This is a genomic window from Streptomyces sp. NH27, from assembly GCF_056859195.1.
Genome location: NZ_JACEGK010000196.1, coordinates 1 through 13,138, shown reverse-complemented (window position 1 = coordinate 13,138; position 13,138 = coordinate 1). Strand labels below are relative to the sequence as shown.

The window sequence follows — 13,138 nt, the reverse complement described above, 5'->3', positions numbered from 1 at the left end:
CTCGACCGGGAAGGGCCCCACGTTCGACCCCAACGCGCTGAACACCACCAGGTCGGCGCTCCAGCGGGAGGCAGAGGGCCTCGACCGGAACCTGTCCGGGAACGGGAACAGGTACAACTACGGACCGTCGGGCGGGCGTGGTCCGTTTGTCGGCGAGCCGCCGGTCGGACGGATCGGCGGGCTGGGCCCGGGGCAGCCGCCGACCAACAACACCATCATGGGTGGTCGCGCCAGCCAGCGGCTGTCGGGCCTCGACAATGAGGGGAACGCGATTCCGCGCAGCACCGCCATCGGTGGTGGTGGCGGCGGTGGTGGTGGAGGCATCGGCAGAGGGGGCACGAGCGGGGGCGCGTACCCGGGGTCCTCCAGAAGCCGTCCTGGCAGTCGCACCGCCCGCGAGGGCGTCGTGGGGGAGAACCTCGTGGAGAACGAGGGGAGTCTGGGTGTCCCGTCCACCGTCGGGCCTCGTGCGGGGCGGGACTTCACCGCGGGAGGCGAGGGCCTGAACCGTGAGACGGACCTGGCCACGGACCGTATCGCGGAGGGGTCGGCCGAGGGCGAGCACGACACCCCCGGTGGCGAGGCGTCTTCGGGTGGCGGTGTCCGTGAGAGGTGGCGTGCTCGCAGGGCGCAGCGCCGCGGACCCCACGGGCACGAGGCATAGACCAGGAATCCGGTAGACGGGCAGGAGCGATCCGGTGCCCCGGTCATCTTCCCGGGCGGCCCGATGAGAGGGTTGGCGAAAGTCCCCTCGCCCCACAGGAGTTGACTCATGCGCAGGAGTAGCAGGGCCGCCGTTTCCCCGACGAGGAAGGCCGTCGTCACGGCGCTGGCGACGGGAGCCGCTCTCGTCGGCGTGGGCACGGCAGCCGCCGCTCCGGCGGCTGCCCAGTCCATCCGCGCCCAGCAGTGGCACCTCGGCGCCATGCGGCTGGACGACGCCTGGAAGCTCAGCAAGGGGCAGGGGATCACCGTCGCGGTGGTCGACAGCGGAGTGTCCCCGTCGGCCTCGGGACTGGCGGGCAAGGTGCTGGCGGGTAAGGATTTCTCCGGCGACCCGGGAACCGCACAGGACCCGCTCAGCGCGCACGGCACCGGCATGGCGAGCCTCATCGCCAGCTCGGGCGCGGGGGCCTCCGGTCCGATCGGAGTGGCGCCCGAGGCGAAGATCCTGCCTCTGCGTGTCGACGACGGGTTGGCCAACGGCACCGAGGCCCAGCGGTCGGCGCATCTGCTGGACCAGATGTCGAAGGCAATCCGCTACGCGGCCGACTCGCCGGCCCAGATCATCAATATCTCCATGGGGCAGCCGGAGAGCGGCGCGAACCTGAGCAGCGCGGTGGCCTACGCGCAGTCCAAGGGCAAGCTGATCTTCGCCGCGGTCGGCAACGAGCGGGACTCCGGCAACCCGGTCGAGTACCCCGCCGCCCTGCCCGGTGTCGTCGGCGTCTCCTCCTTCGACCAGAAGGCCCAATCGACGAAGTTCGCCGAGCGCGGTCCGCAGGTCGCGCTGGCCGCGGCGGGCGTGGACATGTTCCACGCGTGCTCGGGCGGCACCGGCTTCTGCAAGACCTCCGGCACCAGTGACTCCACCGCACTGGTCTCCGGATCGGCCGCCCTCGTCTGGGCCAAGCACCCTGGCTGGACCGCCGACCAGGTGATCAGGGTGCTGATCAACACCGCCGGGCACCCTGCCTCCGGCGCCAAGCGGGACGACGTGCTCGGATACGGCGCGGTCCGCCCACGGGTCGCCCTGGAGACGCCCGGTGACCCCGGTCCGGCCGACGTGAACCCTCTCATTCCGGCCTCGGCGACGTCCTCCCCGAGTACGTCCCCGTCGGCGACGTCCGGCTCGGGCGCGGCGTCCCCGTCCTTGTCCCCGTCAGGCAGCCCACTCGCGGCTGACACCTCGAACAGTGGCGGCGGTGGCGGCCACGGTCTGTGGATCGGCGTCGGCGCGGCCGTCGTCGTCGTGGTGGCGGCGATCGCGTTCGTGACGGTGCGCCGCCGCGGGCAGCGCGGCTAGAAGTGATCGGCCCGCCGCAGGTGTTGCGGCGGGCCGGGAGCGCGCTCGGATCTCGAACGCCGGGATCTCGATCCCTCGGATCGTTGCAGTGATCAGATCTTGAAGGGGTTGCTCGTCAGGTTCGACAATCCCTGACGGACGTCACCGGAGAGATTTTTGACCATGTAGAGGATGCAGGTCAGCGGGACGAGCCGATTGATCCGTTGGTCGTGGATCGTCACGGTGTAGCGCGACCTGACGCCCTGTTTGCGCGCGACCGAGAAGCCCTTGCAGTCCGGAGCGCTGAAGCGGTAGCGGGTGGCCAGTACGTAACCGGCTCCCACGTTGCCCAGCACGATGTTCATCGGGAAGCTGCGGGTCACCCGCGTCTGCACGCCTTCCGGGCGGCCTTCGAGGACGGGCAGCCCCGGCTGGGTGACGCTGAGGTCGTCCTCCGCGTAGGTCCTCGAACGGCGGGAGATCTCCCCGACCACCTTGCCCTCGGCGTCCAGCGCCTGAACGCTGTTCACCCACCCGATGCGCTGGTCCAGTTGGGGGCCGTCACACACGAGGTAGGGGCGCAAGGAGTCCGTGACGCCCTCCTTGCGCACCTGGGCCACGGGCGCGGACTGTCCCTTGACGTGGAGGTCGAACGTCGTCTGCTTGCGGCTGAATTCGGGCACGCAGGTGAATTCGTCGAACGACTGGATCACCCGATACCTCCCGTCCGGGGGACCTCGCGGCGCTTTTTGGCGTCCTCGGTGGCGGTCCGGCTGAGTTTGTCGATGAGGTCCTTGACGTCGTCCACGTCGTCCCCCGCCACGAACCGGTCCCAGATCTGCCCGGCCAGTTCCCGCTGCCGGGGGGTCTGGTTGGCGAGCATCTCGTCGAGGACGGCGTCGAGACGGTCGTCCCCGTCGTCGTCCTGCCCGGAGGACGCGGACGGCGCGTCGTTGTCCTCGGGGCCGTGGAAGCTGTACATCGTCGGTGTCGTCCCCTTGCTCGGTCGGTACGGCTGGTGCGGGCGGTGTGTCGTCGTCACTGCGCGGGCGGCAGCATGGCGATGCGGGCCGAGCCGGCATCGGGCGGCCAGTTGCCCTGCTTCTCGAAGCTGAACCCCTTCTGCTCCACGTCGTCGACGAGACTGCCGACGGTGGGAAGGTTCATCGGGCTGTTGAGGAGCTCGGAGACGTCGCCCGCCGCCTTCTTGAGAGTGGACACCGCCTCCTTGATCTTGTCGATGGTCTTCTCGATGCCGATGATGATCGACACGATCGTCCTGGCGATCTTGTAGAGCTTGTACAGGCGGTAGGCCGTGTAGATACCCGCGGCGATGTCCGCCAGCGGGTCCTCCGGACCTCCGCCGATCGCCTCGATCGCGGCATCCCCGCCGAGCGCCTTCTCGCCCTGTTCGACCAGTGCCTTGATCTCGTCGTTGATCAGCTTGTTGAGGTCCTTCAGGACGAGGAAGACCAGCGGCACGATGGTGTCGTACCCCGCCTTGTACGCCGCGGAGGCCACCTTGGCGGCGTCGCCTATGCCGCCTATCCCCATGCTCCAGCGGAACATGTACGAGTCGAAGGCCGTCGCCGACTGCCCGGTCCATTCGTCCGCCAGCGACCAGGAACCCTTCCGCAGCGTGCCGGCCACGGTGTAGGTGCCGTCGCTCAGCTCCGCGAACGCTTCCTCCAGGTACTTCAGCCGGCCGAACTCACCGAAGATCGGGTCGATCAGGATCCCGATCAGGCTCTTGCCGGTGCACCACTTGAAGATCTTCTCGGCCTTCTTCAGCTCACCGCCCTTCATGAGCCTGAGCTGCTCTTTGATGGTGTGCGCCGTGTCCTCCTCGGCGCTGGTCAGCTGCTTCAGCGTGACCGGCTCGTCCTTGAAGTCGCCCGAGTGCGGCAGGCCCGGGGTCGCGCCGATGTCCGGGAAGCCCGCGAGCGGCTTGCCGTACACACCCTGCAGGTGGACCTGGTTCGCGTGCTCGGTGTGGGCGTAGTCGCTGCTGGTCTCCTTGACCTTGCCCGCGACGGTGGTCATGCCCTTCTCGCAGTGGGCGAGTTGGCCGTTGAAGAAGCCCGACACCTTGGGCACGATCGGGCGCAGGATCTCGAGCACGCCGTCCAGGCCGTCGGTCTGGGCGCACTCGCTGCTGCTCCAGTTCTTCAGCGTGGTGAAGTGGCTGCCCTGGTTCTGGATCAGGCTGCTGTAGGCGGTGAAGTCCTTCGACGGCGGTGTCTTCAGATCGGTCATCGTGTGTCCCCCGTGCTGTCAGTTGGCCGGTGTTCTCGATGGTCGTGCCCGCGATCGTGTCCGCGGCTTTGACGGTATGTCACGTGTGTGGCGCTGACCTCCTCCTCGCGGTGGCGCGATTCACTGGTCGGGTACCCAGCCGGTCTGGATGAGGTGCGATCCGCGCCGACGGGTGACGTGGAAGCCCCGGCCAGGCGGGAGCCGGGTGGGCTTGATGTTGCCCAGCAGCGCGCCCTCGTCGCGGTCGCCGGAGAGCAGGACACCCTGGTTGCTCAGCTCCCGCAGCCGGCTCATGAAGGACTCGTACAGGCTGCGTGCGGCGCCGGCGGTGTTGCGGGCGAGGATGACGTGCAGCCCGATGTCCTTGGAGAAGGGCAGCAGGTCCAGCAGCGCGGCCAGCGGATTGCTGGAGCCCGCGACGAGTTCGTAGTCGTCGACGATGATGAACATCTCCGGCCCGGTCCACCAGCTGCGGTTGCGCAGTTGCTCCTGGGTGACCTCCGAGGTCGGCACCCGCCCGCTGAGCACCGACCGCATCGACTGGGTGAACTGCTCCAGCGCGGGCGCGGACGCCGCAAACTCCACCAGATGGCTGTCCGGCACGACCCCCAACAGTGTCCTGCGGTAGTCGACCATGATGATCCGGCCCTGATCCGGGGTGTAGCGCTCGGTGATCTGCTTGATCAGCAGCCGCAGCAGCGCGGTCTTTCCCGACTCGCTCTCGCCGAAGATCAGGAAGTGCGGGTCGGCTTCGAAGTTCACGTACGACGGTTCCAGTGCGAGCTCGTCGATACCGATCGCCACGCCCCGGTTCGGGAAGTCGCCGCCGTTCGGCAACTGGGTCGCGGGCAGGGAGGACGGCAGCATACGGACCTTCGGGGCCCGCGGGCCCTGCCAGTTGGCGTCGACGGCCGCGACGAACGCCGCCGTGCCGTCCGACAGGTCGGCCACCGCCGAGGACGCGTCGATCCGCGGCAGGGCGGTGAGGAAGTGCAGCCGGTCCGGGGTCAGGCCGCGACCGGGCGCGCCCGCCGGCACGTTCTGGGCCACCTTGCGGTCGAACTCGGACTCCATCGGGTCGCCGAGCCGCAGCTCGACACGGGACTGGATCTGGTCCTTGAGCGCCGGCCGGACCTCGGAGTAACGGGCCGCCGTCAGCACCACGTGCACGCCGAAGCCGAGGCCGCGCGCCGCGATGTCGGTGACCACCGGCTCCAGTACCTCCTGGTCGGAGCGGAAGGACAGCCAGCCGTCGACCACCAGGAAGACGTCGCCCCACGCGTCGCCGGGCATCTGGCCCGCGTTCCTGCGGCGCCGGTAGGTGTCGATCGAGTCGATGGCGTTCGCTCGGAAGAACTCCTCGCGGCGGCTGAGGATGCCGGCCACCTCGGCGACCGTACGCCGTACCTTCTCGGTGTCCAGTCGCGAGGCCACCCCGCCGACGTGCGGCAGGCCGTCCAGCGCGAGCAGGCCGCCACCGCCGAAGTCCAGTCCGTAGAACTGCACTTCAACCGGAGTGTGGGTGAGCGCGAAGGTGCTGATGAGGGTGCGCACCAGCGTCGACTTGCCGGATCGCGGCCCGCCGACGACCAGCAGGTGACCCGCCGCACCGGAGAAGTCCAGCCGCAGGGCGTCCCGCCGCTGCTCGAAGGGCTTGTCGACGATGCCCAGGGCGATGTCCAGCGAGCCGTTGGTCGGTTGCGCGGTCGCCTGGCCGGTGGTCGGCCCGTAGGCGGTCAGGCCGCGCTCCGCGGACACCGCCAGGGCCGGCAGGAGCTGGTCGAGCGAGGACGGCTCGGACAGCGGCGGCAGCCACACCTCGTGCGCGGGCGCGCCCTGCCCCTCCAGCCGCCGCACGATGACGTCCAGCACCGTGTCCGCCAGTGCGCTGCTCGTGGGGTCCGCCGCGGCGGTCTCCGCCACGGCCGGCTCGGGGGCCGCGCGGACCACCGGCACCTCGGCCGCGGTGAACAGCACCGGATACCGCTCCTGCGGCACCGGTCCGTTGGAACGGGCGGAGCCGCGGGTCCGGTAGGGCCCGGAGACGTACGCCGCCTTGAAGCGGACCATGGACTCGGTGCCGAACTTCAGGTAGCCGGAGCCGGGCACCGACGGCAGGTGGTAGGCGTCCGGCACGCCCAGTGCCGCCCGCGACTCCGACGCCGAGAAGGTTCGCAGGCCGATCCGGTAGGACAGGTAGGTGTCCAGGCCGCGCAGCCGGCCCTCCTCCAGCCGCTGCGAGGCCAGCAGCAGGTGCACGCCCAGGGACCGGCCGATCCGGCCGATCTGGATGAACATGTCGATGAAGTCGGGCTTCTCGCTGAGCAGTTCGCTGAACTCGTCGATGATCAGCAGCAGCGACGGCAGCGGCTCCAGCGCGCTGCCGGCCGCCCGCGCCTTCTCGTAACTGGTGATGTCCTTCTGGCCGGTGGAGGCCAGCAACTCCTGACGGCGCTGCAACTCGCCGGTGATGGAGTCGCGCATGCGGTCGACCAGTGTCAGGTCGTCGGCCAGGTTGGTGATCACCGCGGAGACGTGCGGAAGTTGGGACATGCCCGCGAAGGTCGCGCCGCCCTTGAAGTCGGCGAGCACGAAGTTGAGGGTCTCCGAGGAGTGCGTCACCGCCAGGCCCAGCACGAGGGTGCGCAGCAACTCGGACTTGCCCGAGCCGGTGGCGCCGATACACAGGCCGTGCGGGCCCATGCCCTCCTGAGCGGCCTCCTTGATGTCGAGCATGACCGGCTCGCCGTTCTCACCGACGCCGATCGGCACCCGCAGCCGCTCGTTCTGCGACCGGGGCCGCCAGGTGCGCGTCGGGTCGACGGCCGCCGCGTCACCGAAGCCCAGCAGGTCGGTGAAGTCCAGGTCGGCCAGCAGGGGTTCGTCGTCCGGACCGCCGCTGCCCATCCGCAGCGGCGCCAACTGACGAGCCAGGGCGTCCATCTCGACCTCGGACAGCGCGTCGGGCACACCCTCGTACACGGTGCCGTCCGCGGACTCCAGCAGCAGCCGGCCGGGTTGGACCACTACCGACAGGCCGCCGCGCGGCCGGCCCAGATCGCCGGGCACCACCTCGATGACGGTGATCCCCTGGACACCCTCGGACGCCGTGAACGCCGAGTCCTGCGGTACCGCGCCGCCGTCCAGGACGACCACGATGTGCGGCTTGTCCAGCAGCGGCCGGCCGTCCGCGCTGAACCGCGGCCGGTCCTCCAGCCGCTTGGCGAGCATCGTCTCCAAGTCGCCGAGGTCGCCGCAGAACAGCCGCCTGCTGCCGGCGCCGTCCGCCGTGCCGCTGCGCTGCGCGTGCGGCAGCCACTTCGTCCACTCCCATCGCGGCGCGGCGGCCGGACCGGCCACCACCGCGATGACCAGGTCGTCCGGGCTGTGCAGCGTGGCCAGTTGACCGAGGACCGCGCGGGCCGTCCCGTAGACGCCCTCGCGGTCGCCGGAGAGCGTCAGATGGTAGAAGGCGCGCATCGATACCGCGAGCGGCAGGTCCTCGACCTCGGCGTGGGTGCGCAGAAAGGTCTCCAGCGCGTGCTGGGTCAGCGGCTCCAGGCCGTCCGCGGGACCGGTCTGCGGCGGCACCAGCTGTGTCGCCAGCCGCTGCGGCCCGAGGCCGAATCGTATCTGCACGAAGTCCGGGTCGTTCTGCCGGCGTTCCCACACCCGGTTGCCCGCGCCACCGGTCACCGAGACGAGCGACCACAGCTGGTCGGGCGCCGGGTGGGTGAACAACTGGGCGCCGCGCTGGCGTTCGGCGACGGAGCGGACCTCGTCGCGCACCTCCGTCAGGTACGTCAGGTACTCCCGGCGGAGGTCGGCCAGGCCGCCGGCCGCGCCCCGCCGCATCTTGACGAACTGCGCGACCGCCATGGCGCCGGTCGAGACGAGCATCAAGCCGCCCATCATCATCATGATCGGCTGCGAGGTGGTGAAGAAATAAGCCGCCGAGCCGCCCATGCCCAACATCGGCAGCAGGCTCATCATCAGTCCCTGGTCCTGCCCGCGTGGCAGTCCGGGTGGCGGCTGGACCCGCACGCTCTCGGACGGTACCGCGCGCGGCAGAGCCCGCGGCGGACGCTTGACGATGACCACGCTCAACCGAAAGCACCAGCCCTCATGTCACATCGGAATGTCACCGTGGCCGGTCGCGAGACGAGGTCTGAAGACGTCGAGCGGCCGGACACAGCAGGGCCATCGCAGGCACTTCCGCTACCACTCCGCCCCCACGCGTAATCCTACTCGGCGTAATGTCGCCTCCTGTCAAGGGGACTTCACGGAATCACCACATGCGACCGGTAGGGTGTCGCGGCAGTCAGGAGTGATCCGGACTGACACAGCCAGGCACGACCAAGGGGGATCTGCTCGGTGAGCACCATATCGGCGACCGGCCAATCGGCCACCGGCTACTGCCGCGTGACGGTGGTGGCGGCGGACCGCAGGATCGACGTCGCGCTGCCGGACGACGTGCCGGTCGCCGACCTTCGTGCCCATGTCCTGCACCTGTCGGGCCAGACGCAGGCGGAGGGCGAGCCCGTCGGCTTCCACCTGCTACGGCCGGACGGCAGCATGCTCGACGGGGGCCTGTCCCTGTCGGCGCAGCGCGTGCTCGACGGTGAACTGCTCGCACTGCGGCCGTACGCGGACTCGCTGCCGCCAGTGGTCTACGACGACGTGGTGGAGGCCATCGCCACCGCCGTCGACCGGGACAACCGCCGCTGGAACGACGGCCTCATGCGCGCCGGCGGCCTGACCGCGGGCGCGGTCCTGCTGACGATGATGGGGTTCGTGCTCTGGTTCGCCGACCCGGTACGGCACAACATGCACTCCCTGCCCGGGGTGCTGGCAGGTGTCACCGGCGTGGTGCTGATCGCCTTCGCGGGCACCCGCGCCCGGGCCTACGACGACCGCGCCTCCGCCGTCGCCCTCGGCCTGGCCGCCCTGCCGCACCTGCTCATCGCCGGGTCGGGGATCATCGCGCCCGACGCGGGGGAGGGCGTGGGGCGGATCCAGTTCCTGGTCGGCTGCGTCACCGTGCTGGTGGCCGCGGTGCTGCTGATCGCGCTGCTGCCCTACGGCGACGCGCCCTTTGTCGGTGCCGCGCTCCTGGCCGCGGCGGGCGCGCTCGCCACGTTCGGCGTGATCGCGGCGGACTCACCGCCCCGCTACGCCGCCGCCGTCGCGGCGGTGTGCGCGGTGGCCCTGGTCGGCTTCCTGCCCGGCTGGTCGGCCCGCTTCGCCCGCCTGCCGATCGGCTTCCGCACCCTGGGCGAGGCGGGTGACACCCGCGTGGACTACCAGCGCATCGCCGCGCAGGCCCGCCGCGGCCACGAACTGCTGCTCGGCCTGGTCATCGGCTGCTCGGCCGTCGTGATCGGCTCCATCGCGGTCCTCGGCTTCACCCACGCCCTGTGGGCGCAGACACTCGCCCTGGCCACCGGCATCGCGGCGCTGCTGCGCGCGCGGCTCTTCCGGTACACCGCCCAGGTCGCCGCTCTGCTGGCGGCCGGCACGATCGGCCTGGCCCTGCTCGTCCTCGGCCTGGCGCTGAACCCGCCCACCAGCGCCCTCATCGACATGCTGCGCGGCGACCGCGGCCCGATCGACACCCGGACGATCTGGATCGGCGCGGCCACCGCGGCCGGCGCCGCGCTCTTCACGGCAATCGCCCTCATCGTGCCCCGCAAGGGCCTGTCCCTGTTCTGGGGCCGCGCGCTGGACATCACCGAGGGCGCGGTCCTGCTCTCCCTCGTCCCGCTGTGCCTCGCCGTCGTGAACGTCTACAGCAAGGTCCGCGGCCTGAGCGGCGGCTGACCCGGCGACTGACCCGGCGGCCGGCCCGGCGCCAGGCAGGTGACCCGCGGGTAAGAGGGTCGAAGCACCCTGGTACTCTGGGTGACGGTCACGTGTGTGCACGCACCACGTGGCAGCGCCTCGCGAGTCATGTGAGATTCCCCCGCGATGTGGACCGGGGGCGCTCGGAGGCCGTAGACACCATGAGGAGTCCGTATGTCGCTCGACGTCGAGACGAAGAAGCAGATCATCGCCGAGTTCGGCACCAAGGAGGGCGACACCGGCTCCCCCGAGGTCCAGGTCGCACTGCTGTCGCGCCGGATCTCGGACCTGACCGAGCACCTCAAGACCCACAAGCACGACCACCACTCGCGTCGTGGTCTGCTGATCCTGGTCGGCCAGCGCCGCCGTCTGCTGCAGTACCTGGCCAAGAAGGACATCACGCGCTTCCGTGAGCTCCGCGAGCGCCTCGGCATCCGTGCCGGCGCGGCCGGCGTCCGCTAGGAAGCCGTTCAGGGAGCGGTCCCCGTCCAACGGGACCGCTCCCTTTTTCCGTACAACGGTTCCGAGCAACCGTTCGACGGCTCCGGCAGCACCCGCCCGCAGGCTGCGCACATGACGTGCGCGACCCGGCCCGCGTCTGGTGCAATGGGGCTGTTGACAACGAATGAGGAGGAGCGTCCTCCTACCCGCCGCATACGCCGGTCCTCGGTAGTGGCCCCCGGGTGGCAGCCGCCACCGGAGGCTTCGATCGAAGACCGGCCCCGGCTGGACGACGCACCTCCACCGAAGGCCCGGCAGGGACACGCCCTGCGGGCAAAGACGAGGAGAAACCCCATAGTGGAGAACGAGACCCACTACGCCGAGGCCGTGATCGACAACGGTACCTTCGGCACCCGCACCATCCGCTTCGAGACGGGCCGCCTGGCCCGCCAGGCCGCCGGCTCCGCCGTGGCCTACCTGGACGACGACACCATGGTGCTGTCGGCGACCAGCGCCTCGAAGCAGCCCAAGGAGCACTTCGACTTCTTCCCCCTCACGGTGGACGTCGAGGAGCGCATGTACGCGGCCGGCCGCATCCCCGGCTCCTTCTTCCGCCGCGAGGGCCGTCCGTCCGAGGACGCCATCCTCACCTGCCGGCTGATCGACCGCCCGCTGCGCCCGTCCTTCGTCAAGGGCCTGCGCAACGAGATCCAGGTCGTCTGCACGATCATGGCGCTCAACCCCGACCACCTCTACGACGTGGTCGCCATCAACGCCGCCTCCTGCTCCACGCAGCTGGCCGGCCTGCCGTTCTCCGGCCCCATCGGCGGTGTCCGGGTCGCGCTGATCAAGAACCAGTGGGTGGCGTTCCCGACCCACAGCGAGCTCGAAGAGGCCGTCTTCGACATGGTCGTCGCCGGCCGCGTGCTCGACGACGGCGACGTCGCGATCATGATGGTCGAGGCCGAGGCCACCGCGCACACCATCAAGCTGGTCGAGGGTGGTGTCGAGGCGCCGACCGAGGAGGTCGTCGCCGCCGGTCTGGAAGCCGCCAAGCCCTTCATCAAGGTGCTGTGCAAGGCCCAGTCCGAACTGGCCGCCAAGGCTGCCAAGCCCACCGGCGAGTTCCCGATCTTCCTGGACTACCAGGACGACGTGTTCGAGGCGCTGGAGTCCGCCGTCACCGGCGAGCTGGCGCAGGCGCTGACCATCCCGGGCAAGCAGGCCCGCGAGGCCGAGCTGGACCGGGTCAAGGGTCTGGCCGCCGAGAAGCTGCTGCCGCAGTTCGAGGGGCGCGAGAAGGAGATCTCCGCGGCCTACCGCGCGCTGACCAAGAAGCTGGTGCGCCAGCGCGTCATCCGCGACAAGGTCCGTATCGACGGCCGCGGTGTCACCGACATCCGCACCCTGGCCGCCGAGGTCGAGGCCATCCCGCGGGTGCACGGCTCGGCGCTGTTCGAGCGCGGTGAGACCCAGATCCTGGGCGTCACCACCCTCAACATGCTCCGCATGGAGCAGCAGCTCGACACGCTCGCGCCCGAGACGCGCAAGCGCTACATGCACAACTACAACTTCCCGCCGTACTCCGTCGGCGAGACCGGCCGCGTCGGCTCCCCCAAGCGCCGTGAGATCGGCCACGGCGCGCTCGCCGAGCGCGCCCTGATCCCGGTCCTGCCCACCCGCGAGGAGTTCCCCTACGCGATCCGGCAGGTCTCCGAGGCACTGGGCTCCAACGGGTCCACCTCGATGGGCTCGGTGTGCGCCTCCACCATGTCGCTGCTGAACGCCGGTGTGCCGCTCAAGGCCCCCGTCGCCGGTATCGCCATGGGCCTGATCTCCCAGGAGATCGAGGGCGAGACGCACTACGTCGCGCTGACCGACATCCTCGGTGCCGAGGACGCCTTCGGCGACATGGACTTCAAGGTCGCCGGCACCAAGAAGTTCGTCACCGCCCTCCAGCTCGACACGAAGCTCGACGGCATCCCGGCGTCGGTGCTGGCCGCGGCCCTCAAGCAGGCCCGCGACGCCCGCCTGCACATCCTCGACGTCATGAACGAGGCCATCGACGTCCCGGACGAGATGTCCCCCAACGCGCCGCGGATCATCAGCATCAAGATCCCGGTGGACAAGATCGGCGAGGTCATCGGCCCCAAGGGCAAGATGATCAACCAGATCCAGGAGGACACCGGCGCCGACATCTCCATCGAGGACGACGGCACCGTCCTGATCGGCGCCACCGAGGGCTCCCAGGCCGAGGCCGCCCGGGCGACGATCAACCAGATCGCCAACCCGACCATGCCCGAGGTCGGCGAGCGGTACCTGGGCACCGTCGTGAAGACCACCACCTTCGGTGCCTTCGTCTCGCTGATGCCCGGCAAGGACGGACTGCTGCACATCTCGCAGATCCGCAAGCTCGCCGGTGGCAAGCGCGTCGAGAACGTCGAGGACGTCCTCGGCGTCGGCGCCAAGGTCCAGGTCGAGATCGCCGAGATCGACCAGCGCGGCAAGCTCTCCCTGATCCCGGTCGTCGAGGGTGAAGAGGAAGACTCCGAGAAGAAGGACGAGTCGGCCAAGTGACGACCCGCTCCACCGCAG

Annotated in this window: 8 protein-coding genes and 1 pseudogene; 5 read left to right on the top strand and 4 right to left on the bottom strand. The window is 70.0% G+C overall.

The window, feature by feature from the left end:
* Both AC13HU_RS17710 and mycP read left to right on the top strand, forming a co-directional pair.
* Window positions 1–664 (top strand): annotated as a pseudogene (locus AC13HU_RS17710) (hypothetical protein); the annotation flags it as partial.
* A gap of 108 nt (window positions 665–772) precedes the next feature.
* Complete coding sequence (gene mycP, locus AC13HU_RS17705; RefSeq protein WP_483042848.1) at window positions 773–2,026, top strand: type VII secretion-associated serine protease mycosin; 1,254 nt, start codon at window positions 773–775, stop codon at window positions 2,024–2,026.
* 92 nt (window positions 2,027–2,118) lie between these two features.
* Here mycP and AC13HU_RS17700 read toward each other — a convergent pair whose 3' ends face one another.
* The 4 genes from AC13HU_RS17700 to eccCa form a co-directional block, all read right to left on the bottom strand.
* On the bottom strand, window positions 2,119–2,718 hold the full coding sequence (locus tag AC13HU_RS17700) for a hypothetical protein (RefSeq protein WP_483042847.1): 600 nt from the start codon (window positions 2,716–2,718) through the stop codon (window positions 2,119–2,121).
* A complete protein-coding gene (locus AC13HU_RS17695; protein WP_483042846.1) occupies window positions 2,715–2,987 on the bottom strand; it encodes a hypothetical protein in 273 nt (90 codons plus the stop codon). The genes AC13HU_RS17700 and AC13HU_RS17695 overlap by 4 nt, the downstream gene beginning before the upstream one ends.
* Before the next feature lie 56 nt (window positions 2,988–3,043).
* The gene (locus tag AC13HU_RS17690) at window positions 3,044–4,261 is read right to left on the bottom strand and encodes a hypothetical protein (protein WP_483042845.1); all 1,218 of its coding nucleotides are present in this window, start codon (window positions 4,259–4,261) and stop codon (window positions 3,044–3,046) included.
* A gap of 120 nt (window positions 4,262–4,381) precedes the next feature.
* Window positions 4,382–8,368, bottom strand: coding sequence for a type VII secretion protein EccCa (gene eccCa, locus AC13HU_RS17685; RefSeq protein ID WP_483042844.1), 3,987 nt, complete (start codon window positions 8,366–8,368; stop codon window positions 4,382–4,384).
* Window positions 8,369–8,635: 267 nt separating this feature from the next.
* Here eccCa and eccD point away from each other — a divergent pair, with 267 nt between their 5' ends.
* The 3 genes from eccD (at window position 8,636) to AC13HU_RS17670 (ending at window position 13,120) form a co-directional block, all read left to right on the top strand.
* Window positions 8,636–10,081, top strand: a complete 1,446-nt coding sequence (gene eccD, locus AC13HU_RS17680; RefSeq protein ID WP_483042843.1) for a type VII secretion integral membrane protein EccD — start codon at window positions 8,636–8,638, stop codon at window positions 10,079–10,081.
* A 195-nt stretch (window positions 10,082–10,276) separates the two neighbouring features.
* Complete coding sequence (gene rpsO / locus AC13HU_RS17675; protein WP_033173003.1) at window positions 10,277–10,564, top strand: 30S ribosomal protein S15; 288 nt, start codon at window positions 10,277–10,279, stop codon at window positions 10,562–10,564.
* Window positions 10,565–10,900: 336 nt separating this feature from the next.
* Window positions 10,901–13,120, top strand: a complete 2,220-nt coding sequence (locus AC13HU_RS17670) for a polyribonucleotide nucleotidyltransferase (protein ID WP_483042842.1) — start codon at window positions 10,901–10,903, stop codon at window positions 13,118–13,120.
* Window positions 13,121–13,138: the final 18 nt, after the last annotated feature.

Excerpts from the sequence above, each read along its gene's own strand:
- mycP (WP_483042848.1), top strand. The coding sequence starts at position 773 with ATGCGCAGGAGTAGCAGGGCCGCCGTTTCCCCGACGAGGAAGGCCGTC.
- AC13HU_RS17695 (WP_483042846.1), bottom strand. The coding sequence starts at position 2,987 with ATGTACAGCTTCCACGGCCCCGAGGACAACGACGCGCCGTCCGCGTCC.
- AC13HU_RS17690 (WP_483042845.1), bottom strand. The coding sequence starts at position 4,261 with ATGACCGATCTGAAGACACCGCCGTCGAAGGACTTCACCGCCTACAGC.
- rpsO (WP_033173003.1), top strand. The coding sequence starts at position 10,277 with ATGTCGCTCGACGTCGAGACGAAGAAGCAGATCATCGCCGAGTTCGGC.